At 34.5% G+C, this 26,971-nt stretch carries 28 protein-coding genes; 10 read left to right on the forward strand and 18 right to left on the reverse strand.

Features of this window, described 5'->3' with window-relative positions; all coding sequences use genetic code 11:
- Positions 1-109: 109 nt before the first annotated feature.
- The 3 genes from K8344_RS01130 to K8344_RS01140 all read left to right on the forward strand — a co-directional run bounded on the left by K8344_RS01130 (position 110) and on the right by K8344_RS01140 (position 2,460).
- Entirely contained in the window at positions 110-1,228 is a 1,119-nt protein-coding gene (locus K8344_RS01130) for an NAD(P)/FAD-dependent oxidoreductase (RefSeq protein ID WP_237606429.1), read from the forward strand.
- A gap of 75 nt (positions 1,229-1,303) precedes the next feature.
- A complete protein-coding gene (gene mtgA / locus K8344_RS01135; RefSeq protein ID WP_237606430.1) occupies positions 1,304-2,005 on the forward strand; it encodes a monofunctional biosynthetic peptidoglycan transglycosylase in 702 nt (233 codons plus the stop codon).
- Positions 2,002-2,460 carry a 3-oxoacyl-ACP synthase gene (locus K8344_RS01140; RefSeq protein WP_237606431.1) on the forward strand — a complete coding sequence of 153 codons (459 nt, stop codon included), beginning with the start codon at positions 2,002-2,004 and terminating at the stop codon, positions 2,458-2,460. Before mtgA ends, K8344_RS01140 begins: the two co-directional genes overlap by 4 nt.
- A gap of 5 nt (positions 2,461-2,465) precedes the next feature.
- On the opposite strand, the gene K8344_RS01145 is transcribed toward K8344_RS01140, so the two are convergent.
- A complete protein-coding gene (locus tag K8344_RS01145) occupies positions 2,466-4,688 on the reverse strand; it encodes an FUSC family protein (protein WP_237606432.1) in 2,223 nt (740 codons plus the stop codon).
- 160 nt (positions 4,689-4,848) lie between these two features.
- Here K8344_RS01145 and K8344_RS01150 point away from each other — a divergent pair, with 160 nt between their 5' ends.
- Entirely contained in the window at positions 4,849-5,847 is a 999-nt protein-coding gene (locus K8344_RS01150) for an NADP-dependent oxidoreductase (protein WP_237606433.1), read from the forward strand.
- 8 nt (positions 5,848-5,855) lie between these two features.
- Here K8344_RS01150 and cls read toward each other — a convergent pair whose 3' ends face one another.
- From cls to K8344_RS01180, 6 genes are all read right to left on the reverse strand, one after another.
- Positions 5,856-7,313, reverse strand: coding sequence for a cardiolipin synthase (gene cls / locus K8344_RS01155; protein WP_237606434.1), 1,458 nt, complete (start codon positions 7,311-7,313; stop codon positions 5,856-5,858).
- Between the two features lie 91 nt (positions 7,314-7,404).
- The gene (locus K8344_RS01160; protein WP_237606435.1) at positions 7,405-8,352 is read right to left on the reverse strand and encodes an ABC transporter ATP-binding protein; all 948 of its coding nucleotides are present in this window, start codon (positions 8,350-8,352) and stop codon (positions 7,405-7,407) included.
- 7 nt (positions 8,353-8,359) lie between these two features.
- Positions 8,360-8,755 (reverse strand): hypothetical protein, encoded by a 396-nt coding sequence (locus K8344_RS01165; RefSeq protein ID WP_237606436.1) that lies wholly within the window; start codon positions 8,753-8,755, stop codon positions 8,360-8,362.
- Positions 8,756-8,757: 2 nt separating this feature from the next.
- Positions 8,758-8,922 carry a hypothetical protein gene (locus K8344_RS01170; RefSeq protein WP_237606438.1) on the reverse strand — a complete coding sequence of 55 codons (165 nt, stop codon included), beginning with the start codon at positions 8,920-8,922 and terminating at the stop codon, positions 8,758-8,760.
- Between the two features lie 139 nt (positions 8,923-9,061).
- Entirely contained in the window at positions 9,062-10,081 is a 1,020-nt protein-coding gene (gene pheS, locus K8344_RS01175) for a phenylalanine--tRNA ligase subunit alpha (protein ID WP_237606440.1), read from the reverse strand.
- A gap of 76 nt (positions 10,082-10,157) precedes the next feature.
- On the reverse strand, positions 10,158-10,514 hold the full coding sequence (locus K8344_RS01180) for a hypothetical protein (RefSeq protein ID WP_237606442.1): 357 nt from the start codon (positions 10,512-10,514) through the stop codon (positions 10,158-10,160).
- A gap of 103 nt (positions 10,515-10,617) precedes the next feature.
- On the opposite strand from K8344_RS01180, the gene K8344_RS01185 reads away from it, so the two are divergent.
- On the forward strand, positions 10,618-11,166 hold the full coding sequence (locus K8344_RS01185) for a CvpA family protein (protein WP_237606444.1): 549 nt from the start codon (positions 10,618-10,620) through the stop codon (positions 11,164-11,166).
- 16 nt (positions 11,167-11,182) lie between these two features.
- Here K8344_RS01185 and K8344_RS01190 read toward each other — a convergent pair whose 3' ends face one another.
- The 9 genes from K8344_RS01190 to K8344_RS01230 all read right to left on the reverse strand — a co-directional run bounded on the left by K8344_RS01190 (position 11,183) and on the right by K8344_RS01230 (position 20,700).
- The gene (locus K8344_RS01190) at positions 11,183-11,971 is read right to left on the reverse strand and encodes an SH3 domain-containing protein (protein ID WP_237606446.1); all 789 of its coding nucleotides are present in this window, start codon (positions 11,969-11,971) and stop codon (positions 11,183-11,185) included.
- A 23-nt stretch (positions 11,972-11,994) separates the two neighbouring features.
- Entirely contained in the window at positions 11,995-13,767 is a 1,773-nt protein-coding gene (locus K8344_RS01195; protein WP_237606447.1) for a BatD family protein, read from the reverse strand.
- A 3-nt stretch (positions 13,768-13,770) separates the two neighbouring features.
- Positions 13,771-14,679, reverse strand: coding sequence for a tetratricopeptide repeat protein (locus K8344_RS01200; RefSeq protein WP_237606449.1), 909 nt, complete (start codon positions 14,677-14,679; stop codon positions 13,771-13,773).
- Positions 14,660-15,709, reverse strand: coding sequence for a vWA domain-containing protein (locus tag K8344_RS01205; protein ID WP_237606451.1), 1,050 nt, complete (start codon positions 15,707-15,709; stop codon positions 14,660-14,662). The genes K8344_RS01200 and K8344_RS01205 overlap by 20 nt, the downstream gene beginning before the upstream one ends.
- A 1-nt stretch (position 15,710) precedes the next feature.
- Complete coding sequence (locus tag K8344_RS01210) at positions 15,711-16,715, reverse strand: vWA domain-containing protein (RefSeq protein WP_237606452.1); 1,005 nt, start codon at positions 16,713-16,715, stop codon at positions 15,711-15,713.
- Positions 16,705-18,372, reverse strand: a complete 1,668-nt coding sequence (locus K8344_RS01215; protein WP_237606454.1) for a BatD family protein — start codon at positions 18,370-18,372, stop codon at positions 16,705-16,707. Before K8344_RS01215 ends, K8344_RS01210 begins: the two co-directional genes overlap by 11 nt.
- A 14-nt stretch (positions 18,373-18,386) precedes the next feature.
- Complete coding sequence (locus K8344_RS01220) at positions 18,387-19,250, reverse strand: DUF58 domain-containing protein (protein WP_237606455.1); 864 nt, start codon at positions 19,248-19,250, stop codon at positions 18,387-18,389.
- Positions 19,251-19,335: 85 nt separating this feature from the next.
- Positions 19,336-20,340 (reverse strand): AAA family ATPase, encoded by a 1,005-nt coding sequence (locus K8344_RS01225; protein ID WP_139853964.1) that lies wholly within the window; start codon positions 20,338-20,340, stop codon positions 19,336-19,338.
- 153 nt (positions 20,341-20,493) lie between these two features.
- On the reverse strand, positions 20,494-20,700 hold the full coding sequence (locus K8344_RS01230; RefSeq protein ID WP_237606456.1) for a hypothetical protein: 207 nt from the start codon (positions 20,698-20,700) through the stop codon (positions 20,494-20,496).
- Positions 20,701-20,821: 121 nt separating this feature from the next.
- On the opposite strand from K8344_RS01230, the gene K8344_RS01235 reads away from it, so the two are divergent.
- A complete protein-coding gene (locus tag K8344_RS01235; protein ID WP_237606457.1) occupies positions 20,822-21,577 on the forward strand; it encodes an SDR family NAD(P)-dependent oxidoreductase in 756 nt (251 codons plus the stop codon).
- Between the two features lie 153 nt (positions 21,578-21,730).
- Positions 21,731-23,266, forward strand: coding sequence for a hypothetical protein (locus K8344_RS01240; RefSeq protein WP_237606458.1), 1,536 nt, complete (start codon positions 21,731-21,733; stop codon positions 23,264-23,266).
- A 2-nt stretch (positions 23,267-23,268) separates the two neighbouring features.
- Here the strand turns inward: K8344_RS01240 and K8344_RS01245 are convergent, their stop codons facing one another.
- Positions 23,269-23,901: a ribonuclease H1 domain-containing protein gene (locus K8344_RS01245; protein ID WP_237606459.1), complete on the reverse strand. Its 633-nt coding sequence runs from the start codon at positions 23,899-23,901 to the stop codon at positions 23,269-23,271.
- Complete coding sequence (gene purN, locus K8344_RS01250) at positions 23,894-24,466, reverse strand: phosphoribosylglycinamide formyltransferase (protein ID WP_237606460.1); 573 nt, start codon at positions 24,464-24,466, stop codon at positions 23,894-23,896. The genes K8344_RS01245 and purN overlap by 8 nt, the downstream gene beginning before the upstream one ends.
- A 222-nt stretch (positions 24,467-24,688) precedes the next feature.
- Between purN and K8344_RS01255 the strand changes: the two genes are divergently transcribed.
- Genes K8344_RS01255 through rnc form a run of 3 tightly spaced genes read left to right on the forward strand, consistent with a single transcriptional unit; the run spans position 24,689 to position 26,929 of the window.
- Positions 24,689-24,922: an acyl carrier protein gene (locus K8344_RS01255; RefSeq protein WP_014781833.1), complete on the forward strand. Its 234-nt coding sequence runs from the start codon at positions 24,689-24,691 to the stop codon at positions 24,920-24,922.
- A gap of 9 nt (positions 24,923-24,931) precedes the next feature.
- A complete protein-coding gene (gene fabF, locus K8344_RS01260; protein ID WP_237606461.1) occupies positions 24,932-26,185 on the forward strand; it encodes a beta-ketoacyl-ACP synthase II in 1,254 nt (417 codons plus the stop codon).
- The gene (gene rnc / locus K8344_RS01265) at positions 26,186-26,929 is read left to right on the forward strand and encodes a ribonuclease III (RefSeq protein WP_237606462.1); all 744 of its coding nucleotides are present in this window, start codon (positions 26,186-26,188) and stop codon (positions 26,927-26,929) included.
- The last annotated feature ends 42 nt before the right edge of the window (positions 26,930-26,971 follow it).

Genomic DNA, 26,971 nt, shown 5'->3' on the forward strand with positions numbered 1-26,971 from the left:
TATAAAGTAAATAGCGTTTTACTTAGTACTCAAACTTTTTAAGAAGCATCAAATTCCAAAAACTTATCTTTGGTATTTGATGCTTTTTTAATGTAATAAACTTAGTACCATGAATCTCTCTTTCTGGGAATACAAAACTTGGCTTTCCGACATAGACTTCGCAATTATCGGAAGTGGAATTGTAGGATTAAGCTGCGCTTTATCGCTTCGGAAAAAATATCCTAAAAGTAAGATAGTAGTGTTTGAGAGAGGAATACTTCCTAGCGGCGCAAGTACAAAAAACGCCGGATTTGCATGTTACGGAAGTATCTCAGAAATATTAGACGACTTAAACAATCACTCTGAAGAGGAAGTTATTCAATTAGTAAAACACAGAGTTGAAGGACTACAATTACTTAGGAATACATTGGGTGAAACTCAACTCGATTATAAAGAATACGGCGGCTACGAGCTTTTTACAAATGAAGACTTGGAGCTTTACGCATCTTGTAAATCCAATATTAATTACATTAACAAATTACTTTTTCCAATATTTAATTCCGACGTCTTTTCTGAAAAAGAAAATATATTTGGATTTAAAAATATTCAAGAAAAACTTCTTTTTAGCAAATTTGAAGGCCAGATTGATACAGGCAAATTGATGCTTGGCCTTCTAAAAATAGCTTCAGAAGAAAATATTCTAATCCTAAATGCCTCCGAAATCACAGCAATTTCAGATAACGGAAATAGCGTGTCTCTTCAAATAAATTCATCCTTTGAAATATCGACGAAGAAAGCAATTATTGCCACCAATGGTTTTGCTAAACAATTTTTGGATGAAGATGTTATGCCTGCAAGAGCTCAAGTTCTTGTTACTAAACCCATAAAAAACCTTCAAATTAAAGGAACTTTTCACTTAGATAAAGGGTACTATTACTTCAGAAATATCGGAAATAGAGTTCTGTTTGGTGGGGGTCGAAATCTTGATTTTAAAACCGAAGAAACCACCGAAATGGAATTGACGAAACTTGTCCAAACTCAGTTAGAGCATTTACTTAAAACAGTAATTCTTCCAAATAATAAATTTGAAATTGATAAGCGATGGAGTGGAATCATGGGAATTGGAAAGCAGAAAAAACCTATTGTAAAAGCATTATCAAACAATGTTTTTTGTGGCGTTAGGCTTGGCGGAATGGGAGTTGCTATAGGAAGCTCAATCGGGAAACAACTGGCAACAATTGTAGATTAAATGTTACTTAGTACTAATTACCTCCGCAAAAAATAATGTATACTAAAGCAACACTTAGAAACACATAGAAAATTTATGATTAGAAAACTACTCAAATTCCTTTTTAAAACCCTCTTATGTTTTCTCGTACTTTCGATTCTCTGGGTAGTTCTTTACAAATATATTCCTGTGCCCTATACGCCCTTAATGGCCATTCGTGCAATTGACGGAGATGAAAATTACAAAACGCGCCACGATTGGGTTCCTATAGAAGAAATATCTCCTTATTTACAACTGGCGGTAATTTGTGCTGAGGATCAAACATTTTTAAGTCATAATGGTTTTGACCAAGAAGCCATTAAAAAGGCATTGGAAAGTAATAAAAAAGGAAAGAAACTACGCGGTGGAAGTACAATCTCTCAACAAACGGCTAAAAATGCATTTTTATGGCCAGAACGAACTTGGTTTAGAAAAGGATTAGAAGCATATTTTACTATCCTTATCGAGACTATTTGGGAAAAAGAACGAATACTAGAAGTTTACTTAAATAGTATTGAAATGGGACCTGGAGTATATGGAGCCGAAGCAGCTTCGCAATATTGGTTTAAAAAGCCAGCAAAAAACCTCTCGACAGAACAAGCTGCAAGGATTGCCGCAATTTTACCAAGTCCCCAACGTTATAACGCAAATCCTCCGAGTTCCTATGTAGCCAAAAGAACACAGTGGATTACGAAACAAATGCGCTATTTTGGTCCATTTACGCTAGAAAATCAAGTTAAAGAAAAGAAGAAAAAATGACAGCATTTGAAATTAAATCTGAATTGTATCATCACTGTCAAAATCAGGTTGACGCTAGGTTCTCAAAAATAAAACAGACTATTGCAGGTATTGAAGAGTCTTTATTTGATGAATCTAAGAGTAGCGCCGGAGACAAACACGAAACCGCTAGAGCAATGCTTCAGATTGATCGTGAAAATGCTGGAAGACAACTACAAGAAATTGAAAAGCTAAATCAGCTTCTAAAAAAGATTGACATAAAAGCTACTTCAAATTATGCTCGTTTGGGTAGTTTAATCAACACAGATAAGTTTAATTACTTCATTAGTATTTCTATTGGCGCTGTTACGATAGACAATATAGAATATTTATGTGTTGCCTTAAATTCACCGGTAGGACAACTTTTATCGGGCAAAAGAGAAGGTGAAGCTTTTACTTTAAATGGAAATAATTACAAAATTAAGAAAGTTCTATAATTCTTCTAAAATTGAGTTTCCATTAACACTTTAGGAATCTTTTTACTCATTTCTAACAACCACTTAAGCTGCTCCCGTATTAAATGCTCTTCCTCGAGTATTGAAACAAGCTCTTTGTTTTTTTCTGAACCATCGACCTCAGAAAGATTGATACTTTTACCATAAGTAACTTCAAAAATATCTTCTGGCTCCACAAGCTCCCGATTTATTTCAGAATGTTTTTCTAAAGAAAGTATAGCCTCAGCAAACTTTAAATTTTCAACAATTCGGTTAGAAACTTTATTAAAATTATCTGTTGCAGGAGTAGTTGGATTATTTAAGATATAAGTACTCAACGATGCTAAGGACGACAAAAATGTATGATTAAGCATTGCTATTTCATAGACTTTATCCAAGTTCTTTTGTTTAGACTTTGGCTCTTGTGTCATGCGTTGAAATGCTGAACTCAAATCCGACATTTCTAAAAACGCCTTTTTTCGAGCTACTTTATACTTATCAGAAACTTCTCCTTTTTTATTGTAATAACTAATTATTTCCTCTAAATAAATTCGATTCGCATGTAAAGATTTCACTAAAGTTTTTTGCATACTCTCTATTTCCCAAGCAGGCCAAAGGAGTAAATTCCCCAAAGTAGCTAATCCCGCACCTATTGCAGTGTCTATAACTCTAAATTGAATAACGGTAAACGTATCTGGCTGTAGTAATGCATAAATAAAAACAACACTTAGGGTAATAAAAGTGGCAGATGCTCGGTAATTGCGCTGAATCATCGAAAACGCAACTATTAATGAAGTAATTGCTAAAACACCATAAACAATGGTGTTTTGTGTAATTAAAACAATGGCAACAGCCAAAACTCCTCCTATTAGGGTACCCACTGTACGTTCAATTGAACGAGTTTTGGTAAGCCCAAAAGTTGGACGCATTATTACTATTAAAGTAAGTAAAATCCAATATGGGTTTTGAATTTTAAATATAATCCCTACGCCATAACCTATCATCGTTATCGTTGCAATGCGCAAAGAGTGTTTAAATATTGGAGATTTTAAATTGAAATTTTCTATTAAAACTTCAAAATCATAATTCTCTTTTGTTAAAAATCGCTTGGCATATACATGCTTGATAAATGGAATTTGTCGACGGTCGGGATTACTGAGCAACCACTCAATTTTTTCTATTTTTTTAACCTGTTCTTTTTGATACTTATATAAGTTTCTAAGCATTAAAGAATCTTCATCATAAACCACTTCTGATGAAAATACATCCTTTTTTACACATTCTAAATAGGATTCAATAGCTGTGCTTTTTGGGAGCCTTTTAGGTTTTGAAAGATAATCTGAGATAGTCATTAACCTATCGCTCATTGCAAACAACAAAGCTTGAAAATCATCTAATTGCTTTGGGTTTTTTTTAAACAACTCGTCTGTTTTAGAGTAATTCACTGGATTGGTCATCGCCAATTCGAGCATATCGATTAACTGAGCAAATATCAACATTCGCTTCCCCTCATAATCAGACTTTCCTGAACCTTTTCTAGAAGAAATTAGTATTTCTCGCAGTGTTTCGTGCGTGGTAGTAAGTTCTGTTTGCAGATGAAGCAGTTTTTTTAAAAGTTCAGCTCTGTCATTCTTTTCCTTAACCAAATGGCCTCGGGTGCGTAAATAATCTGCCGTTAATTTAATTGTTATCGAAAGATAATATTCCGTAGGCGCTTTCGGAAAGATATAATGTCGCAATAAAGAAAGCGAAGCATACCAAAGGCCACCAACGCCGATAAGCAGCATTCTTTCATAAGGTTGCAAATCGTTAGAAATATTTGAAAAACTAAGTACTAAAGCAAACAAGCCTGAAAAACTGATTAACGATGCTCTAAAACCATAAATAGCTAAGTAGGAAATACTAAACATTAGAATTCCTAAAGCAGGAAACAACAACCACAATGAAAGATGAAGGTAACTACCTATAAAACTAATTATCATCGATAACAAAGTAGCAAGAAGAATTCCTGTTATCTTATGGCGAATACCACCGCTTACATCACTTGGGGAAGCAAGCATTGCCCCTATTGTAATAGTTATCCCAATTTCAAGCATATCGAGTTTTATCCCTACTATAATTGGAATGGTTAAAGCAATTCCCAATAGAATAGCTTTAGAAAAATCGGTACTTTTAAAGTATTCCGAAAGTTCTTTAAGAGATTCTCTTACTATGTTTTGAGATGTTTTCAATTAGTTAAAATTCACAGGTTGCAAAGATATTGACTACGCTGCGTAAGTTTGTTCTTTTCTGAAAAGAAACTTTGTTATTCTTTTATTAAAAAAACTTAATATCAATGAAAATGCGTGTTAATACCTTAACTTTAAGCTATTATCTATAAAATTATGAAAAATGAAAAATAAAGTTATAACTCTAAAATCACGACCAGTTGGTATACCAACACAAGATGACTTTGGGTTTACGGAAGAATCAATCCCTGAAGCTCAAGATGGTGAAGTGTTATTAAAAATTAAATACGTATCCGTAGATCCTTATTTACGTGGAAGAATGCGCGATGAAAAGTCGTATATCGAACCTTTCAAAGTCAACGAGCCATTAGAATCTGGCATTATTGCTGAAGTCGTTGAGTCTAAAAATAAAAATTTTAAAAAAGGCGAATATGTAAATGGGATGCTTAAATGGAAGCAATTTCAAACTTCAAACGGGAATGGTTTAAATAAAGTAGATCGAAATAAAGCGCCTTTAAGAGCGTATTTAGGGGTTTTAGGCCTTACAGGAATAACTGCTTATTTAGGGCTCGAAAAAATAGGAAACCTTAAAAAGGGAGAAACTCTTTTAGTTTCTGGAGCTGCTGGAGCTGTAGGTAGTGTTGTTGGCCAAATTGGAAAAATAAAAGGTTGTAATGTCGTGGGAATTGCGGGTAGTGAAGAAAAAACAAATCGAATACAAGAAGAATTTGGCTTCGATATGGCTATCAATTATAAAACTACAGACAATATGTATAAAGCTATTGCCGACGCATGCCCGAATGGAGTAGATGTTTACTTCGATAACGTTGGCGGGGAAATTTTGGATGCTGCTTTAGCTAATATGAATAAATACGGTCGCGTGGTATGCTGTGGTGCAATTTCACTATACAATGAAACTAAAACTCCCAAAGGGCCAAGAGTTGAAACCAAACTTATTAAGAACAGTCTTTTAATGCAAGGGTTTACCGTGAGGGATTTTGTAAAAGATTTTGGACCAGCTCAAAAACAATTGGCTAAATGGATGGAAGAGGATAAAATAAAATATTTAGAAACCATAGTAGAAGGTTTTGACAATATTCCAAAGGCATTTATTGACCTATTTGATGGTAAAAACAAAGGAAAAATGATTGTGGAGGTTTAATTTCATTGCTACATCAATGGTGAAAATAATCCCGCTAATTTTTCAAGTATTTGGGTAAGGTTAGATCGGTCATTCCATTTTTTAGCATCAATAGCGATAGCATCTTTTAAATCATTATAGAAAGCAGTGTGAAGTTCTTCTGCAATTTCTCTATCGTAAACGATTGCATTAACTTCAAAATTAAGATCAAAACTACGGATGTCCATATTTGCTGTTCCAACTATTGAAAGTTGTTTATCAACAACCATGGTTTTAGCATGTACGAACCCTTTTTGGTATCGATAAATAGTTGCACCTGCATTTATTAGACGTCCGTAATACGATCGGGCTGCATAGTTAACAAACTTGGAATCTGAAATACCTGGCACTAATAATTTTACTTTTGTACCACTTGCTGCTGCTATTACTAAACTTTCTAAAATAACATCACCAGGTATAAAATAAGGTGTGGTAATAAGTATCTCCTCTTTGGCTAAGCTAATTGCTTGTAACAAACTTTGTTGAATTAATGGGGAGTCTGAATCTGGTCCGCTATAAGCTATTTGAACAACCTTATCTGTCTTTGAAAGAGTTGTACTTTCATCAGGAAAAAAGACTTTAGTTGGTTTTAAGGCTTCGCCAGAGCAATAATTCCAATCACCCATAAAAATATATTGTAAACTTTTTACAATAGGACCTTCAATTTGTAAATGGGTATCACGCCAATACAACTTGTTATTATCTTCAGAATTATTAACGTATTTATCACTAACATTTATTCCTCCTACAAAACCTACTACTCCATCTACAACAATAATTTTTCGATGGTTTCGGTAATTTATTCTGTTCGCAAAACTGATAAGTTTTATTTTGTAAAATGGAAAAACGCGGATTCCAGCTGCCTGCATTCTAGGAACTTGTTTTTTCCGAATTGGTCTACTTCCAAAATCGTCGTAAATAAATCTTACAGCCACACCTGCTTTTGCTTTTTCAATTAAAAGATCGATAATACGACAACTTATATCATCATCTTCAAAAATATAATACTCAATATGAATATGGTTTTTAGCGTTTTTTAGCGCCTCAAAAACACGCGGAAATTTATTTTCCCCATTTAGCAATAAGGTTACATCATTACCTTGAAAAATTGGACTTAAACTTTTATTGAGAATTAGACTAGCGAGCTTTTCAAAATTTTTTACAGATTCTTTTCTCGTTTTAAAAATGATTTGTGAAGTTTTTAAAATCCTTTCTCGCATAGTCATTTCCAATTCAGGATTATTGAAAATTTTCTTACTATACATTTTCCGTTTTCGGTAATTAATACCAACGGTAAAGTAAACGATAATACCAACAATAGGTAGTAAAATAACAGCAAGCAGGTAAGCGAGAGTTTTTGTTGTGTTTTGTGTGTCGTAAACCACCCGAACACATACCAGGAGAACTATAATTATATAAACTATTTCGGAAAGTAAAATCCAGTTCATTTGCTATAGAATTGAAGGAGCATTGCCTAAAAATAAAGCTTTTATCCTAATTAATGTTCTAAAATGTTTTTCTATTATCTAGAAAAATGTTTTAAAGGTGATAGGAAAGGTTTACAACTGCTCCAAAAGCTATAGAACTATTGTGTTTAAAATACACTATTTGATTGTTCCAAACTCCTTCTATAAGGTAATGATCACCTTTAAAATAGCTTTTTTCAACACGTATTTGGAAATTTGTAGGCTGTGAAGATACTCGCAGTTGGTGCGGAAAAACAACAGTTTTTTCGGAGGATGCACTTTCGTTGAATAAATGTTTAGGAAGTAAATTTGCTTCTCCAAAAAAACCTGCTTGATACGCTGTTTCAACATTATTGTAAATAAACTCTGGCGTGCCTGTCATTTCAACTTGCCCCTTGTTAAGCATTAAAATTTCAGTAGAAAACGCCAATGCCTCTTCGCTATCGTGAGTAGCTGTAATACAGCTAATGTTATTGCGTTTTAAATATCCAAAAATCTTTCGCTGCAATTTATTTTTTCTGAAGGTATCAATATTACTAAAAGGCTCATCAAGCAGAAGTATCTCTGGTTTGTTTGCCAATGCTTTTGCCAAGGCTACTCGCTGCTTTTGTCCTCCACTCAGGTTTTTCACTAAAGTGCCTTTAAACGGCTCCATTTCTACTACTTCAAGAAGCTCATCGATTCTTTCAGCATCTTTTTTTTCATTTAGGCCAGTTAGGTGAGAACCCAAGTTTTCCGAAACAGTTGTAAACGGCATAATATTGAATTCTTGTGCTACCAATTTCATAAATGGCTCACCAGGAATAAGAGTTTTTGTAGGTCCTAGAAGTTTTTCGTCGTTGTAATAAATGCTTCCATTATCTAAATGAAGTAAACCATAGATAAGGTGTAAAAGTGTAGATTTACCACATCCACTTTCCCCAATAACACTTAGATGTTCTCCAGGTTTTAAAGTAAAATAGATATCCTTTAAAATGGTTTTATCTGTGTAGGAAAATGAGTCAATTTCAACGCTAAGCATCTCGAAATTAATTAGCTATAATCCCTTTACTTTCCAAAACAGGAAGAGCTTTTAATTTTTCATCAGATATACTATTCGGGGCAAAAATAAATTTTTGTTCAAAGAGTTTATTTTCAGCAAAAAATGTAACTAGATATTCGTTAGTAAACCCTAAAACCTCATCAGATATGAATTCTACTTTAACGAATGATTTTGGCGCAACATTTCCTAAATTTCGACGTAAAGTTGTAGTTGTTTTATCTTCGGTGTTACCACGTGACATAACTAAAACAGTATCGATTTCTTCTTCTTTGTTATTTACAAAATAAACCGTCCACAGGTTTGCAGCTAACTCTTCGTCCCATTCTTTTACAGCAACGATATTAATGTTTTTGGCTTGAGGTATTTCAATATCTTTTCGCATAATTAATCTTCAATTTTCCACATTATCCACACTGCCAAAAGTGATATGGCAGATACACCTAATAAAATGGCTCCAACAACTATTTTAATATAGGCAATTACAAAAGTTAGATACGCAATAGCGATTGCAATAATGACCAACAAGGCAATGACAAGATATTTCTTCATAACACAAGGTTTTAAAATTTTAGGCACTCTTAATAAGCCTTACAAGGTATCTTTTTTATTGTCAATAAACTAAACGACGCCTTGAAGTAATTATGTATTAAAAATTACTTGTCACAAAGCACAGTGGTCTTAGTTTATTTTAAAGAATACTTTTAAATTGCTCTAAAAAGCGAACGTCATTTTCGCTAAACATTCTAATATCTGGAATTTGGTGTAATAGCATTGCGATACGATCTACACCTACTCCAAAAGCAAATCCGGAATACTCTTCGGGATCTACACCACAATTTTTAAGTACGTTTGGATCTACCATTCCACAGCCACCAATTTCTAACCAACCTGTACCTTTTGTAATTCTGTGATCGGCTTCAGTTTCTAGACCCCAATATACATCAACCTCAGCACTTGGTTCAGTAAATGGGAAATATGATGGGCGAAGACGAATTTTCGACTTTCCGAACATTTCTGTAGTGAAATATTGCAGCGTTTGTTTCAAATCTGCAAAACTTACGCTTTTATCCACATACAATCCTTCAACCTGATGAAAGAAACAATGTGAGCGAGATGAAATTGCTTCATTTCTATAAACACGACCCGGAGAAATAGTACGAATTGGCGGTTTATTGTCTTCCATATACCTAACCTGAACAGAGGAAGTGTGCGTGCGCAACAAAATATCTGGATTGGTTTGGATAAAGAAAGTGTCCTGCATATCACGTGCAGGGTGATATTCTGGTAAATTTAAAGCGGTAAAGTTATGCCAATCGTCTTCAATTTCTGGTCCTTCAGATACATTGAAACCAATGCGCAAGAAAATATCAATAATCTTATTTTTAACGATAGAAATAGGATGACGTGATCCTAATGGAATTGGCTCACCTGGTCTAGAAAGATCGCCATAAACACCTTTAGCTTCTGCACTGTCTTCAAGCGCTTGCTTAAGAGAATCTATTTTTTCCTGAGCTGAATTTTTAAGAGTATTTATTATTTGGCCATACTCCTTTTTTTGCTCGTTTGGAACATTTTTAAACTCAGCGAAGAACTCATTTAAAAGTCCTTTTTTTCCTAAATACTTTATTCGAAAGCGCTCTATTTCTTCTTTGTTAGTTGAAGAAAATGCTTGTACTTCGGCAATGTGTTTTTTTACTGTTTCTATCATTTTCAGATAATTTATTTACTGCTAGAATTTATCTTTAAATTGGTGCTTTTAGTGATAATCTTTGTTAAAAAACGAATTATGCAATTACTTCTTTTTCCAGAAAGTACTGCACAATAGCTTCTTTCATCAAAACGCTTTGCTCACCAGATTTTAGTGGTGGAAGTTGTTCTAAAACGCGATAGTGCGGCCAACCTTGATCATCAAAATAATCAAATTCGTAATATCCATAAGGCTCTAAAAGTCGACAAATTGCAATATGCATTAAGTCTAATTTTTCGTCCTTTTTAAATCTTCTATGAATTTGACCTAACTCTTGTAATCCAACAAGGTATATTATGGCATCAAGATCCAATACTTCGCCATCTGCAAAGCGATTGCTCAACATGCTCACTACAGCCTCCCATCTTTCCTTTAATTGTTCGTCGCGTGCCATTTATTATATATAATTTTAGCTGCAAAGATACATTTTACTATTCTGAAATAGGAATACAGAATTCAGAATTTGGAAAACTGTATATTTATCAAAATTTTTATATATGAATACTATAGATATTGTTGTTGGAATTATTTTAATCATTGCCTTTTTTATGGGTTTCAGAAAGGGAATCTTAAAAACATTGGCATCGTTAATTGGTTTGGTAGCAAGTGTTTATGGCGCTATGTATTTTTCAGATTACGCTAGAGTTTATGTTGAGCGGTGGTTCGATTGGAGTAATGATTTAACCAGTCTAGCTTCATTTTTAATCACTTTTATGGTGATAATGGTAGTGTTTAGCCTACTTGGAAGAGTATTGACAAAAGTCGCCAATTTTGCAATGATGGGAATTTTTAACAAGCTTTTTGGCGGGGTTTTCAATGCCTTAAAATTTGCTTTCTTAATAAGTGTAATCTTTATGTTTGTAAACGCTTCTGAAAATTATAGCATACTTTCTCCAAAAGAAAGAGAAGCCTCGGTCCTATACGAACCTGTTGCATCAATAGCTCCGGCTATTCTGCCTACCATTTTGAAAGAGGTGGATGAATTGGATATAGACATGCCAGAAATCAATTCTCCTTTTGAAGAAAAAGAAGATAGCATTCAATAAGCAGTAAGTCTAAATTTTATAATTGTTTCAAGTCTGAAGCAGGAATCCAACCATCTTTTCCATCAGCTAAAGTGATTCGATACCAATTACCATCTTTGGCAGAAATTTGAACCTTTGTACCTTCGTGTAGAACGAAAGCCACATTGCTACCCATTGTTGGTTCTGTTTTTACTTCAATTTCACTTGCAAAAATAATAGCAGGTTGCTTTTTTGTAAAATCGTCATAAGTTAAAAAAGCCATTGTTAAAGAGACTAATAAAAATAATCCTGCAAACATTGAACTTGCAAAAAGAAGGCGTTTTTTCTTTTCAGTAAAAGCAAAGTAGTATAATAGAAACAGTGCTACGAATGATAATGAAGACACCACAGCAAGAATCGCCCACCCATTAAACGTGAAAATTCCTGCTATACTCGAATACCATTTTGAAAAAAATGTTTCTGGCAGTGGTTCAATAGCATCAATTCGTGCATTTTCAGCAAAAGCGAGATTGTTTTTTATGTCCGGATCGTTTGGTGCAAGCTGTAAAGCTTTTTCATAATAATACACACTCGGCCCGATGTGGTTTAATTTATATTGTGCATTTCCTAAATTGAAATACAACTCGGCAGAGTGATGTCCACTCTCTAAAATTTGCATCCATGCATTTATTGCCTGCTGATACTTTCCATTTTTATAAAGTTCTTTTCCTTGGTCAAATAGCGCTGTATTTTGAGCAAATGCAGAAAACGAAAGAAAGAACATCATTGTTAAAATGAAGAGTTTCTTTTGAAATAAGCTATTTATATTTAAAATATTGGTTTTCATAATCCTGAATTCAGCCTGTCTAATTAAACAATTTGTTTGTCGATATTCGAAATCACTTCTACCGCCTTTGCGTAATCTTGTTGTACTGAAGCCTCAGACGAAGAGGCGTAACGGGCAAATTCACAACTTTTCAGTAGTCCAATAAAGTTTTCCACTGTTGGAGCTTCTACCTTTCGTTCTAACATCATATTTGATATTAGACTCTTTTCCATTTCGGAAGTCTCTATGTTCAACTGAGCTTTGAGATAATTGTGTAAAGCACGTTCTAAAGCTTCGTAAAATGCAGTTGGATTTGAGGTATTTCGTTTTGCTTCCGAAAGGTATTTTTTAGCAAGTTTATTTGCACGACGCAACTTATTACCTTCAACATCGCTTAAGCGTTCTTTACGTTTTTTACCCGCTAAAATAAATAGTGGAATCAATAAAAATGGACCTCCTAACAACGACCAAAACAAAGCTGATTTAAAGAAAGGCTTCTCCGATTTTGACTTTAAATTAGCATCTAATTTGATGTATTTGAAATTATCTTTTGAAAGAACAACTTGTTTATTTGTGTCGCCACCGCTGGCAACAGGCGCTGTAGCCGAAACGGGGCCGTTTTCTACTTCAATAGTAAATCCTTTAGAAGTAATAGTCTTATATTTTTCAGTTTTAGGATCAAAATATGAAAAACTTATTGGGTTTATAGGATAACTTCCTTTAAACTGAGGAACAATAGTATAAACATTTGAAATAGACCCTTGCATTCCTCCTACTGTAGTTCTTACATTTTCACTGTGTTCAGGCTCATAAACTTCTAAAGTGTTTGGCAGCTTTACTGATGGAATCGTAAATAATTTTAGATTTCCATTTCCAGAAACTTTTAAATCTAACTCAAGTGATTCGTTTGCATTGAGAGTAGTTTTATTTGTGTTCACCTCAAAAGAAAAATCACCAACAGCCCCATTAAATCCATCCGGTTTTCCTTCTAAAGGAAGCGGCTTAACATCAATCGTTCTTTTCCCTGCAGAAATTGTTTTGTTAACGCGCTGCATTATTCTACGTCCAAAAATATCGCGTCTGTTTCCTTGAACATCTACCGGCACGTCTAACGTAAGTGGTTCTATATCTAACTTTCCAGTTTTTTGTGGATATAAAACAGTAGTTCGCAATATCACATATCGATAATCTTGACCGTTATATTTCCCCTCCCTAACCTTAAAGTTATTTTGGTTATCGATATTCTGACTCCAGAAATCGGCATATTTTGGGGTGTCGATTTCACGCCATTGGCTGGTAATACTTACATCGTGTGAAACATAAAGTTTATAAGTAACCGTAATGGCTTCATTTAAATACGGTGTAGCATTAGAAACTTCAGCTACCAAATGAACATTCTCACTCGCAACATAATCGGCATTGTTTCCATCTTTTGGAGTTTCCACAGCCGCAGTAACCTCAACTTCTATGGGAAGTGTTTTATAAGTTTCTCCGTCAATTTCAATCGTTGCTTGACCAATGGTTACATTTCCACGTGTTTGAGGAGATAAGAAATATGAATATGTTTTTGAAAAACTCCTTTTTCCATTAATCCAAGAATTACTAATCGATTGATTTGGACCACCAACAACTCTAAAGTTTTCAAAATTAGGCGGTTTAAAATTATCGCCATCTTGATTCATCTCAAAATCTACTCGTAAACGTTCATTAATTCCGAGTCTTTTTTTACTAACCTTGGCATCAAATTGAACTTGTGCAGATGCAGCAATACTACACAACACAAATCCTATAACAAATAACAAACTCTTCGTCTTCATAATCTACCAGTCTTTATCTGATTTCACTTTGGCGCCTTTTTGCTTTTCAGCATTAATCTTTTCTTGCGTCTTTTTCTCTTCGTTATTCATTGCTTCCAACAAACTTTTTACCTGCTGAGGAGAAAGTTGACCAGGAACAGGTTGTTGCTGTTGTGGCTTATCTCCTTCTGAATCTTTAGGTTTATCAGACTTTCCTTTATCTTTATCTTTGTCGCCTTCATCCTTTTTATCTTTCTGATCACCCTTATCCTTATCATCTTTCTGGTCACCTTCATCACTTTTATCGCCGTCTTTATTTTTGTCGTCTTGGTCTTGTTTATCTTGGTTATCCTGATCTTTATTGTCTTCGTTTTTGTCGTCGTTTTTATCGTTTTGATCTTCTGGTGGTGGCGGGTTTTTATCTAGTAAATCTTTTGCCAATGCCAAATTATAACGAGTTTCATCGTCGTTAGGATTGTTACGAAGTGCATTCTTATAACTTTCTACGGCTTCTGTATATTTCTTTTCATTCATATACGTATTGCCTAAATTATGAAAAGCTCTATGCTTATCAGCTTTGGTTGTAGCTGTAACTGCTGCTTGTTTGAAACGAAGCATTGCCTCTGCATTTTTCTCTTTTCCATAGTAAGCAGTACCCAAGTTGTATTTGGCAGTCTCATCTTTTGGGTTTAATGAAATTGCTTGCCTATAATTTGCTTCTGCATCTGGAAATTTTTCTTTCTGAAGCATTTGTTGCGCCTCACTTAAATAATTCTGAGCAGCTTTAAGTTCATTTATTTGCTCTTTTGATTGCTGCGCAAATGAATTCAATGAAATAATAGAGATACATAGAATCATTACAATTCTAAATGTATTATTACTCTGAAAAAACGTTCTTTCTTCAAACATCATCTTATTGTTTTTCCTTTTCATTAAACAAATTCAATTTTTTAAGCCAAGCCGTTTGTCTTTCTAAAAAGAATACATCTAAAACCAGCAAAAATAATGCCCCAGCTAAAAACCATTGAAATTGATCTTTAAAATCTGTGAATTGTTTGGCTTCAAATTCCTTTTTATCCATTCCACTTAAAATAGAATTAACCCTTTCTACTACAGCTTTTGTATTGGTTCCATCAATATACTCACCATTGGTAGTTTGAGCTATTTGTTTAAGGGTTTCTTCGCCTAATCGACTTATAACTTGTTCGTTATTTCTGTCGCGAAGATAATACTGTAGTACTCCATTCTTTTTAATTGGAATTGGTCCCCCTTCAATAGTACCAACACCAATAGGGAAAATTCTTATCCCTTTTTCTGCAGCCTCTTCAGCGATTTTAGCAACATTACCCCCGTGATCTTCTCCATCTGAAACCAAGAACATAACTCGGTTGGTTTGGCTCTCATCGTCGTAGAACGTTTGTGCCATTTCAATTGCCTGTGTAATGGCAGTACCTTGAGAAGAAACCATACCGGTATTCATTCCGTTAAGAAATAGTTTTGCCGACCCAAAATCGGTTGTAATGGGCACCTGCGGAAATGCGCTACCTGCATAACCAATAATTCCCACTCTATCTCCAGCAAGACCATTTATTATCTGAGTGATGAGTTGCTTAGATTTGTCCAACCGATTAGGCGCAATATCTTCAACAAGCATACTTTTGGAAACATCTAAAGCGAATACAATATCAACACCTTCGCGTTTCATTGTTTCTAATTTAGTCCCAATTTTTGGATTTACCAATGCCACACTCAATAAAGCAATCGCCAAACACAGTACAAAAATTTTTAACGTCGATTTAAAAATAGAACGATTTGGACTTAATTTCTTTAATAGTTCTTTATCGATAAACTTTTTTTGTATCGATTTTTTCCAAACTAAAAGCAATAGAAAACCCATCACTATCACCGGAATGGCAATGAGGATGTAGAAGTAAATTGGTTTTTCTAATACTAACTGATCCATTTTATAAAAATCCTTTAAATATTGTTGTTCGCAACAAAAACTCAAGCCCTAATAGAATTAAGGCGAAAATTACAAATGGACGGAACATTTCGTCATAGTTTGTAAATTTAAATTCTTCAATATCGGTTTTTTCTAGTTTATTAATCTCTTCGTAAATCTGCTCTAACTTGGTGTTATTTGTGGCACGGAAATATTGTCCGCCTGTTTTCTTGGCTATATCTTTCATTAAAGCTTCATCGATTTCAACCTTAACGTTCCCGTATTGAAACCCACCGTCTGGACGAATTGCAATAGGAGACATCGCCATGCCATTACTTCCTAATCCAATGGTATAAACTTTTATACCAAATTCGACTGCCAATTCACTTGCAATTTTTGGATCGATAAACCCTGAGTTGTTTACACCATCGGTAAGCAAAATGATTACTTTACTCTTGGCACGACTATCTTTTAGTCTATTTACTGCTGTTGCCAATCCAGATCCTATTGCAGTTCCTCCTTCAATAGTAGTGTTATAGGTTACATTTTTTAAAGAAGATAGAACAATAGTTTTATCACTTGTAATTGGCGTTCTTGTAAAACTCTCTCCCGCGTATTCCACCAAACCAATTCTATCATTTGGACGACCATTAATAAATCTAGCGGCAACTGTCTTTAATGCTTCCAATCTATTGGGCTTTAAATCTCTTGCCAACATACTCGCCGAAACGTCTATTGCCATAACAATATCAATTCCACGCGTTGTTTTGGTCTTAGTAGTTTCATCTACTGTTCTTGGGCGTGCTAAGGCAACAATTATTGCTGAAAGCGCTAAAAGACGTAATACAAATAGCACAGGTTTTAATTTTGCCAACCAGTTTTTTCCTGTTTTAAAACCTTGAACAGATGATATTTTTAAAGAGGCTGTTTGTTGTTTTCGCTTCCACAAATACCATAGCACAAGCACTGGTAGTAACAAAAACAACCAGAAAAACTGCGGATTTACAAATTCGAAATTACTGCCCATCTTTCTCTGAAATTTCTAGCTCAATTGAAGCTATAATTCTTTCTTTAATTTCTTCGGCATATTTGCCATCGTCTTGATATACCAACAACACTTCTTGCAGGCCATTTTGCTGAGCAAAAAGTAACAGTTCGTAGGTGCTTTTCTCTTTTAAAACTTTCGAATCTGAAACTTGAACATTGAATTCACCATAGGCTCTAACTCCTTTTATTCCTTTATCAGTTTCAAAATCGTCTCGTTTTACGATTAAGTTTTTAGCACCTCGTTGCTCTAAGTCTTGAAGCACAGCTTCCAAAGCATTTTCTAAAGCAATATCTTGTTTCTGACTAAAACGTGTAGTTGAAACCATAATATGCAATGGAGATTTCATTTCACCATAGATGAAATAATCTTTTCCACTTACCATACTATTTTCAGCAATTGCATCTTGTGCTTCTACACGCACAAGCACTTCAGGCGTTTCAATAATTACAGCTGGAAATCCGTATTCACTTTTTATCCATCTATTCTCAGACAGTTCTCGAAGTTCGTTACCTAATACTTTATCTTTTAGATTGTCAAATCCTGTTATACTTCCATAAACAATACCTGCTAAAATGATGGCTACAAGTACTCCTGAAATTCCAAGGATGAGCTTTCTGCGCTTGCGTTTCTTCTCCTGTTTTTCAAGATATTCTTGAGTTTCTAACAACTCTTCTTCTGTTGGCTCCGGAACAGCCTCATGAGTTTCGTTAATAATCTCTTCTATTGTTTTTCTATCTACAACCGCCTGCCCAGTTTCTTGGTTCATTTTAGCGAATTTCACCAAATCGGCACGTTTAAAAATTGCATCAAGCTTGCGAATAGTTTCCAAATCGAAGTCGAAACTTCCAGCATCTCTATGCATCATCAATCGGGTGATAAGCTCATCACTAGTGCTTTCTAGCGCAGCTTCATCAACTTCACGATCTAAATAACGTTTTACAATTTCAGTAAGATTACTATAGTATTCTTTACTTTTATTTTCCTTGAGCAACTGAGAATTATCAAGTTGTTTAAGTGCTACAATTGCTTCTTCATATGGAGGTAATTTCTTTTGTTCAGCATCTTTTTTCTTTTTTCTTCTGAAGAGATAAATTGCAAGACCCACAATAAGAAATATTGGAATTAACCAATACAAAAGCTGAAGCCAATCAAAAGGTGGGTTTTTTACTTCTACTGCAGGTTTAATGTCGAACATTTTCTGCTTAGTAGTATCAATAATTACATCGTTTACTTCTACTTTAACCGAATCAGTAAAAAACGGTTTTTCGTTGATAAAGATAATCTGTGGAGGAATGGTGTATTTACCACTATCAAATTGCGTTAAGCCGTATTTTTTAATAAGCTGATATTTAGCACCTTCAAAAGTAGTATCTGCCTTATAAGATTCTATCATCTCCAAAGGCATAAAAGTTTGCTCTTCCTGAAACCTAACAATATCAGAAGAATCGGCTTCTACATTAATAGTATAAAGAATTTCTTCTCCAATTTTGATTTTTGTAGAATCTACAGAAAAACTTACTTGCGCATTTGAGAGGAAAGAGAATAATACAAAGAATAGCAAAAAAAGAAAATGACGGTTGCTCTGAAAGCTTAACTTTCTGTAATTCTGATTGTAATTTTGTCTAAAATCTAACATCTCAAATATAAAATCTAACGTCTTTTAAAATAGCCTAATAATTTCTTTACGTAACTTTCATCGACCCTAGAGCTCAAAGCTCCTGCTCCACTTTTTGTAAAAGATTCGGCAAAGTAATTTACACGCTCACGATGATAACTGTAATATTGATTACGGACACTTTTTGAGGCTGTGTTTACTAAAATTAACTCTCCTGTTTCTTGATCTTCCATTTGAACCATCCCTAAATTTGGAATGTTTTCTTCGGCTTTATCGTAAATTCTTATTCCAGTAACATCGTGTTTTTTTGCTGCAATTTTCAAGGTGTCTCGATAATTGTCTGCAATAAAATCGGAAAGCACAAAAACAATAGCTTTCTTTTTCATTACGCTACTTAAAAATTTTAATGCATTAGAAATATCAGTTTTGTTACTCTTGGGTTTGAATTCAATTAGTTCTCGAATAATTCTCAATACGTGCGACTTTCCTTTTTTGGGTGGGATAAATAATTCAATGTCATCCGAAAAAAGAATTAGCCCAATTTTATCATTGTTCTGCATTGCTGAAAAAGCCAGCGTCGCGGCAATTTCAGTTATTATTTCATTTTTAAATTGCTCTTGAGTTCCAAAAAACTCAGAACCGCTAATGTCTACCATTAGCATAAGGGTAAGCTCTCGTTCTTCTTCAAAAACTTTTACAAAAGGCTCATTGTAACGAGCTGTAACATTCCAATCTATATTACGAACATCATCTCCAAATTGGTATTTTCTAACTTCGCTAAACGTCATACCACGACCTTTAAAAGTACTGTGGTACTCGCCACCAAACACATGATCGCTTAAGCGACGTGTTTTAATCTCGATTTTTCGTACTTTTTTGAGAAGTTCTTTTGTATCCATTGCTTTTATTTACGACATACGATTTTAGATTTACGACTGCTATACAACATTAAAAACGTAAATCGGCATTCTAAATTCGCAAATCTTACGGTACCTCAATTACATTAACAATCTTATTAATAATGTCTTCTGAGGTGATGTTTTCTGCTTCTGCTTCGTAGGTTATACCAATTCTATGACGAAGTACATCGTGTACAACAGCACGCACATCCTCTGGAATCACATAACCACGACGACGGATAAATGCGTAACATTTGGCAGCTATAGCCAGATTGATACTTCCACGCGGAGATGCTCCAAAATTAATAAGTGGTTTCAAATCTGATAAACCATAGTTTTCTGGAGTTCGTGTAGCAAATATGATGTCTAGAATATATTTTTCAATCTTCTCATCCATATACACTTCACGAACAGAAGCTTGAGCTCTTAAAATTTGTTCTACAGAAGCAACAGGATTTACTTGCTCAAATCCACCTTTTAAGTTTTGGCGAATGATTAGTTGTTCTTCAGCGATTTGCGGATATTTTATAACTGTTTTTAGCATAAAACGATCCACTTGTGCTTCAGGTAAAGGATAAGTACCTTCTTGCTCAACTGGGTTTTGAGTAGCCATTACAAGAAATGGCTTTTCTAGCTTAAAAGTAGTCTCGCCAATTGTAACTTGTTTTTCCTGCATCGCCTCCAAAAGCGCAGATTGAACTTTAGCCGGAGCTCGGTTAATTTCATCTGCAAGAACAAAATTGGCAAATATTGGTCCTTTTTTAATACTAAAGTCATTGACTTTCATATTGTATATCATCGTTCCCACAACATCTGCAGGAAGCAAATCTGGCGTAAACTGAATTCGGCTAAAGCTGCCGTGCACAGCTTTTGCAAGTGTATTAATTGCAAGCGTTTTTGCTAGACCAGGAACTCCCTCAAGCAGAATATGTCCTTGCCCTAGCAAACCAATCATAAGGCGTTCTACCATATGCTTTTGGCCCACGATAACCTTGTTCATTTCCATGGTGAGAATGTCCACAAAGGCACTTTCTCTCTCAATTTTTTCATTTAACGCTCCTATGTCAAAGGTCGAATTTGTGTTTTCCATATTGTATTTAGATTCAATGTAGAATGCTTTTTAAAAAGTTGCTGCAAATTGTGCAATAATTGCTAAAAATGCTGTTAACAATTGGTTAAATTAAAAAAGAGAAAAACTTAAAGTTCCCCCTTTTTGTTAATGCTAAATATCTGTAATTTAGAATTATAAATTAATTACCCCCATATTGGTTACTTCTCCTTGCTCAACATCTACAAATACAGCTTCGTAATCACCCGGCGCATCGGTTAATCTTAAAACCAATTTTGCATTGCCTTCATAAATACTAGGATTAGAATCATCATCGATGCTACAAGATGCTAACCCAACAAATAACATTGCTATTAAGCGTAATTTAAATAGGGATTTCATATTTATTTTTTTAGAATTAGTTTTACAATTATATAGACATGAATATGGAAGTTTTAACCTTACTTTTAACCATCTTTTACTTTCTATAAACTCATAATTATAACCTTAGAAATTCTGAAAAATGCAAAATAAAATAGCCTTTATAACCGGAGCAACGTCTGGCATTGGGATGGCAACAGCTAAATTATTTGCCAGAAACGGCCTAAAATTAATTATCTGTGGAAGGAGAAAAGACAGATTAGAATCTTTAGCGAAAGAGCTTTCTTTATCGACAGAAGTTCATACATTGAGCTTTGATGTTCGCAATAAAGAAGAAGTTATTTCAGAAATAAATTCACTTCCGAAGAACTTTTCGAACATTGATATTTTAATCAACAATGCTGGAAATGCTCACGGATTAGAAAATATAGACGAAGGAAGTATTGACGATTGGGATGCCATGTTAGATATTAATGTGAAGGGATTATTGTACGTTTCAAAATCAATTCTTCCAAAAATGATTGAGCGTAAATGCGGTCATATTATCAACATTGGCAGCACAGCAGGGAAAGAAGTGTATCCTAAAGGAAACGTTTATTGCGCGAGTAAACACGCTGTAGACGCCATAAACCAAGGAATGCGAATCGATTTAAACGGAAAAGGAATTAAGGTTGGTGCTATAAATCCAGGATTAGTAGAAACCGAATTCAGCAAAGTCCGATTTAAAGGAGATACCGAAAAAGCTGATCAAGTATACCAAAGATACACCCCTTTAAAACCAAAGGATATTGCAGAAGTAATATGGTTTGCTGTAACACGCCCACCTCACGTTAATATTGCAGATTTAACGGTAATGTGCTTAGACCAAGCTTCATCTACCATAATCAATAAATTCTAAGCCAAAATATGTGGACTACGTCATGCTTGTGGGGAAAGAATTTTTAATTCTTAAAAAAGATACAAAACTCTGTGTTTAAGAAATTGGATGTTATTTATCAATTCTATACTTTAGAGGATTATTAAAGTGATGCAAATTCTCTAATCCCTAAGCATGAAAATCTCCTCATTTATTTCAATTATTTGCTTTTTTATATTTGTTACAATTTCAGCACAAGAAGGTGCTCGATTTAAAGAAAATAAAAAAATATTTCTGCACGGAAACTCTGTTCTTATCGGAAATAATATTTTAGGCCACCATCCCACCAAACCGTTAATGAATACTAAAATTTCTAACGATGAGGTAAATATGAAATATATTGATGTGGACAGCGATCCTTCTACGTTTAGCTCAAGTCAGGCAAACATTTCAAATCTAAAAAATGGTGCTAGAATTGCACATGCTGAGCTTTATTGGTATGGGCTATATCCTTACAAAACAAGTGCTTTACGTGAATCAAGAAACAAATTAGTTCACGTAGGTAAAGGTCAAAGAGACACCATTGTAAATTCAATTAAATTTAAAACTCCAAATGGTACTTATGAAGATGTAGTTGGAGAGGTGGTTTTTGATAGTTATTCATCAAATCTATTTATTGAAAACTCTCCTTATGTATGTTATGCCGACGTTACCGAAACGATTCAAAACCTAGCTTCACGCAATGGAACATATACTGCAGCAAACATTAAAGCAACGGAAGGCAAGATTTTAGGAGGTGGTTCTGCTGGATGGCTATTGTATATTGTTTATGAAGATGAAAATGAAAGCCCTAAATACTTTACTACATATAACGGACTTGCTGAAGTTAGCAATAATGCAGTAACAATAAGTTTCAAAAATTTTAAAAGTAAGGAAGAAGGCGACTTTAAAACTACAATAGCGTTAGCTGCTATGGAAGGCGACAGAAATATAAAGTCGGATCAAGTTTCAATATTGAATAAGAAGAAAAGAAGATTTGAAGCACTAAGTACACCGATGAGAGATAAAAAAAATTTCTTTAACAGCTCTATTACTTTAGGCAGCGAAAACTCTTCTAAAAGAAATCCTGCTAGTAAAAATACATTAGGATTTGATTTATTAAAGATGGAAATCCCCAACCCAAAAAACAATCTCTTAAACAATTCAACTACCGAGGTAAAACTTAAGTTTGAAACAAAAAAAGACCGCTACTACATGTTTTTTGCAGCTTTTGAAACTGAAATAAATAAAGAGTATTTAGAAGAAAAAACAAGAGAAGCTCAAGATGATGAATCCACGATCGCATTTACACCTGAAACACCTAGCGCTAATTCAGAAACAACATCATTAAACGACAAAGCTGAAATAGAGGCACCGAATGAACCCATAGAACTTTCTGAAGAAGAATTATTATTAAGAACTTTAAACATCGAATCTGTTAATATCCCTGGTTTAGTTTCTGGGTATTATCTCATTACAAATGTATTTGCAGAATTAGACAATGCTAAAAGTTGGTCAAAATATTTAGCAGAAAAAGGATACACACCTAAAACCTATATTAATCCAGCAAATAATTGGTACTATATATATATCGCTAAAAATAAGTCTATACTACCGATTTATGACAAATGGCAGAAAACAAAGGATTTAGAGTACTTTAATAAAATTTGGATATTGAAAATTAACTTATAAACTTATTTACGACCAAAATCTGCTGGAATTTCTCCCCATGCTTTGGTTTCCCATTTTACTACCGTAGTAGTGTAAGTATTGGTTTTAAGCCAATTTTCTGCTCGTGCAATAAGCTCGAAAAGTTCTTTATTTTTAGCCGTTTGCTTAAGTTTAGTGTTACATTTTTTCTTTTTCACCCAACCCATAGCAATGCGCGAGTCACTATAAATAATACGGTTGCTATTGTTTTTCTTTAAAAAAGCTAAACCATGTACAAGCGCTAAAAACTCTCCTATATTATTTGTCCCCTGTTTAAAAGGTCCTTGATGAAATAATTGTTTATTAGTTTGTGTATCTACACCACGATATTCCATCACTCCAGGATTACCACTGGATGCAGCATCTACTGCTATAGAATATAAATTAGGTTCACCTATTTTCTTTAGCTGTTCTTTTGAAAGCGTTTTCTTGGTGGTTTTTCCTTTATAATCTGCATACTCCTTATTATATGCTTTCTGAGCCTCTTCAAAGGACTCAAAACTTTTATATTGAGCTCCTGCAATACCATCGATTGCGCGTTTGCATTTTGCCCAACTGTCAAAAATACCAGTGGGATTTCCAAACCAAACTACATAATATTTCTTTTTTTTAGCCATTGAGTAAAATGTCTTCTATTATTTTAGGAAACCATTTATATTCCAATTTGTGAATTTTTTCTGAAATTGTATCTACTGTTTCATTCTCAGAAAGGGTTACACGGTGCTGTGAAATAATCGTTCCTTCGTCGTAATTTTCGTTAACGTAATGAATAGTAATCCCTGTTTCTTTTTCATTGTTTTCCATTACTGCTTTGTGTACAAAACTGCCATACATGCCTTTCCCTCCATATTTCGGAAGTAATGCAGGATGTATATTTATCACTTTTTCTGGAAAGTTTTTTAGAATAATTTCAGGAAACTTTAAAAGAAAACCTGCCAAGACTATTAAGTTAGGGTTGGTTTCTTTTAATATATTTAATATTCCATCTTCAGAAAATAACTCTTTTTTACTAAAGCTCATTGCTTGCACATTCAAGCTTTTGGCCTTATCTAACACTTTGGCATCCTTCTTGTTTGAAAGCACCAGAACGACCTCGGCAGATTGAGATCGTTGAAAGTATTTAATTATGTTCTCGGCATTGGTACCATTACCCGACGCAAAAATTACAATTCGTTTCTTCATTTCGGTTTTCCTAAGTTTTTCAGAAGTATTATTTACAAATTAATAACAAAAGTACGGCAATAGGGTTTCACTTCGCCCAAAAATGTTTAAATTGGTTTCCAAATTTTGAACTCGTGTGAAATGAATAAAAATTACTAAATTCACATTTTCAACATTAAATGGTGTTTTCAATTAAAATATTTTATTTTTGCCACTTATAATTAAAATTTAAAATCAAGAATTATGTCAGACATTGCATCAAGAGTAAAAGCTATTATCGTAGACAAATTAGGTGTAGACGAGAATGAAGTTGTTAACGAAGCTAGCTTCACAAACGACTTAGGAGCAGACTCACTAGATACGGTTGAGCTTATAATGGAATTTGAAAAAGAATTTGATATCCAGATTCCAGACGACCAAGCAGAAAACATCGCTACAGTAGGTCAAGCAATTTCCTATATAGAAGCAGCAAAATAAGATTCTTCCATGGAGTTAAAGCGAGTTGTAGTAACAGGATTGGGTGCACTTACCCCTATTGGTAACAATATTCAAGAGTATTGGGATGCCCTTGTGGCTGGTAAAAGCGGCTGCGCCCCTATTACATATTTTGACCCCGAAAAGTTCAAAACAAAATTCGCTTGCGAACTGAAGAATTTCAACGCATTAGATCATTTTGACAGGAAAGAAGCCCGAAAACTCGATCGTTTTGCCCAATATGCACTTGTATCTTCTGATGAAGCTATAAATGACGCTGGATTAAACCTCGATGAGGTTGATAAATTCCGCGTTGGTGTTATTTGGGGAGCAGGAATTGGAGGGTTAGAAACTTTTCAAAATGAAGTGATAAACTTTGCAGAAGGGGATGGAACGCCGCGTTTCAACCCCTTCTTTATCCCAAAAATGATTGCGGATATTGCACCAGGAAACATTTCTATAAAACACGGCTTTATGGGGCCAAATTATACAACTGTTTCGGCATGTGCATCCTCTGCAAATGCATTAATTGATGCTCTAAACTATATTCGTTTAGGTCATTGTGATGTTATTGTAACTGGTGGAAGTGAAGCAGCAGTAACAATGGCAGGAATGGGTGGATTTAATGCAATGCACGCATTATCAACCCGTAATGAAAGCCCAGAAACGGCTTCACGCCCTTTCGATGCTACCCGCGACGGATTTGTTTTAGGAGAAGGTGCAGGAGCACTTATCTTAGAAGAGTACGAACACGCTAAAAAGCGTGGCGCAAAAATTTACGCCGAAGTTGTAGGTGGTGGTATGAGCAGCGATGCTTATCATATGACCGCTCCACATCCAGACGGTATTGGGGTAGAACGAGTAATGTTAAATACGTTACGCGACGCTAATATGAGCACGAATGACGTAGATACAATAAACACTCACGGTACATCTACTCCCCTAGGAGACGTAGCAGAGTTGAAAGCAATTGCGAATGTTTTTGGTGAACATGCCAAAGACATCAATATTAATTCAACTAAGTCTATGACCGGACACCTATTAGGTGCTGCCGGAGCCATTGAGGCTATTGCCTCTATCCTGGCTATGGAACATGGAATTGTTCCACCTACTATAAACCATACTACAGTAGATGAAAATATAGATCCTTCTTTAAATTTGACTTTAAATAACGCTCAAAAGCGCGAGATTAACGTGGCTATGAGTAATACTTTTGGTTTTGGGGGGCACAACGCTTGTGTGCTCTTTAAAAAAATCGATGCCTAAATGGCTTCTTTTAAAAACATATTTTCTTCCCGTTCTGAAAAGAATGGGGAATTTTCTAATTCTCTAAAAAAAATACTTGGTTTTAAGCCAAAGGATATCTCTATTTATGAAACTGCCTTTACGCATCGTTCTACAAATGAAAAAAACGATGATGGACAACCGCAAAATTATGAACGTCTCGAATTTTTAGGAGATGCTATGCTGGGTTCAGTTATAGCAGCCCACCTTTTTAAAAAAGTTCCAGATGGCAACGAAGGATATCTTACAAAAATGAGAAGTAAAGTGGTTAGTCGTGAACATCTAAACGAACTAGGCCGTGATTTACAACTAATAAAATTCTTAAAAACTACAATTCCAACTCAACAATTTAGCGGAAATATCTACGGAAATGTATTTGAAGCATTAGTTGGCGCTATCTACTTGGATAGAGGTTTTAAGTATTGTGAGAAATTTATTCAAAAAAGAGTTATCAAACCTTACGTAGATATCAAAAAGCTAGAAGGAAAGGTAATTAGCTATAAAAGTCTTTTTATTGAATGGTGTCAGAAGAATAAAAAGCAGTTCAATTTTGAAATTTATGAAGACAATGGCAAAGATCAATTAAAACATTTTGCCGTCCGATTAAAACTTGATAATGAAGTGATTACAAAAGCTAGAGCCACTTCTAAGAAAAAAGCAGAGGAAGGCGCAGCCAAAAGAGCTTTCTATAAGCTTAAGATAAAAGTTGACAGCGAAAAGCATTAAACTTTTCGACGACTTCCTGTTTAAAATACTTTCTACTACTTA

This window comes from Aequorivita xiaoshiensis (genome assembly GCF_022008395.1).
In the GTDB taxonomy this organism is placed as follows: Bacteria; Bacteroidota; Bacteroidia; order Flavobacteriales; family Flavobacteriaceae; genus Aequorivita; species Aequorivita xiaoshiensis.

Bases quoted from the DNA above. Each gene is read 5' to 3' on its own strand.
- mtgA (WP_237606430.1), top strand. From the start codon at position 1,304: ATGATTAGAAAACTACTCAAATTCCTTTTTAAAACCCTCTTATGTTTT.
- K8344_RS01195 (WP_237606447.1), bottom strand. From the start codon at position 13,767: ATGAAGACGAAGAGTTTGTTATTTGTTATAGGATTTGTGTTGTGTAGT.
- K8344_RS01235 (WP_237606457.1), top strand. From the start codon at position 20,822: ATGCAAAATAAAATAGCCTTTATAACCGGAGCAACGTCTGGCATTGGG.
- K8344_RS01255 (WP_014781833.1), top strand. From the start codon at position 24,689: ATGTCAGACATTGCATCAAGAGTAAAAGCTATTATCGTAGACAAATTA.
- K8344_RS01160 (WP_237606435.1), bottom strand. From the start codon at position 8,352: ATGCTTAGCGTTGAAATTGACTCATTTTCCTACACAGATAAAACCATT.
- K8344_RS01150 (WP_237606433.1), top strand. From the start codon at position 4,849: ATGAAAAATAAAGTTATAACTCTAAAATCACGACCAGTTGGTATACCA.
- purN (WP_237606460.1), bottom strand. From the start codon at position 24,466: ATGAAGAAACGAATTGTAATTTTTGCGTCGGGTAATGGTACCAATGCC.
- K8344_RS01220 (WP_237606455.1), bottom strand. From the start codon at position 19,250: ATGGATACAAAAGAACTTCTCAAAAAAGTACGAAAAATCGAGATTAAA.
- K8344_RS01130 (WP_237606429.1), top strand. From the start codon at position 110: ATGAATCTCTCTTTCTGGGAATACAAAACTTGGCTTTCCGACATAGAC.
- K8344_RS01170 (WP_237606438.1), bottom strand. From the start codon at position 8,922: ATGAAGAAATATCTTGTCATTGCCTTGTTGGTCATTATTGCAATCGCT.
- rnc (WP_237606462.1), top strand. From the start codon at position 26,186: ATGGCTTCTTTTAAAAACATATTTTCTTCCCGTTCTGAAAAGAATGGG.
- K8344_RS01230 (WP_237606456.1), bottom strand. From the start codon at position 20,700: ATGAAATCCCTATTTAAATTACGCTTAATAGCAATGTTATTTGTTGGG.
- K8344_RS01210 (WP_237606452.1), bottom strand. From the start codon at position 16,715: ATGGGCAGTAATTTCGAATTTGTAAATCCGCAGTTTTTCTGGTTGTTT.
- K8344_RS01205 (WP_237606451.1), bottom strand. From the start codon at position 15,709: ATGGATCAGTTAGTATTAGAAAAACCAATTTACTTCTACATCCTCATT.
- K8344_RS01200 (WP_237606449.1), bottom strand. From the start codon at position 14,679: ATGAAAAGGAAAAACAATAAGATGATGTTTGAAGAAAGAACGTTTTTT.
- K8344_RS01180 (WP_237606442.1), bottom strand. From the start codon at position 10,514: ATGGCACGCGACGAACAATTAAAGGAAAGATGGGAGGCTGTAGTGAGC.
- K8344_RS01225 (WP_139853964.1), bottom strand. From the start codon at position 20,340: ATGGAAAACACAAATTCGACCTTTGACATAGGAGCGTTAAATGAAAAA.
- K8344_RS01165 (WP_237606436.1), bottom strand. From the start codon at position 8,755: ATGCGAAAAGATATTGAAATACCTCAAGCCAAAAACATTAATATCGTT.
- K8344_RS01140 (WP_237606431.1), top strand. From the start codon at position 2,002: ATGACAGCATTTGAAATTAAATCTGAATTGTATCATCACTGTCAAAAT.
- K8344_RS01215 (WP_237606454.1), bottom strand. From the start codon at position 18,372: ATGTTAGATTTTAGACAAAATTACAATCAGAATTACAGAAAGTTAAGC.
- fabF (WP_237606461.1), top strand. From the start codon at position 24,932: ATGGAGTTAAAGCGAGTTGTAGTAACAGGATTGGGTGCACTTACCCCT.
- K8344_RS01240 (WP_237606458.1), top strand. From the start codon at position 21,731: ATGAAAATCTCCTCATTTATTTCAATTATTTGCTTTTTTATATTTGTT.
- cls (WP_237606434.1), bottom strand. From the start codon at position 7,313: ATGAACTGGATTTTACTTTCCGAAATAGTTTATATAATTATAGTTCTC.
- K8344_RS01190 (WP_237606446.1), bottom strand. From the start codon at position 11,971: ATGAAAACCAATATTTTAAATATAAATAGCTTATTTCAAAAGAAACTC.
- K8344_RS01185 (WP_237606444.1), top strand. From the start codon at position 10,618: ATGAATACTATAGATATTGTTGTTGGAATTATTTTAATCATTGCCTTT.
- K8344_RS01245 (WP_237606459.1), bottom strand. From the start codon at position 23,901: ATGGCTAAAAAAAAGAAATATTATGTAGTTTGGTTTGGAAATCCCACT.
- pheS (WP_237606440.1), bottom strand. From the start codon at position 10,081: ATGATAGAAACAGTAAAAAAACACATTGCCGAAGTACAAGCATTTTCT.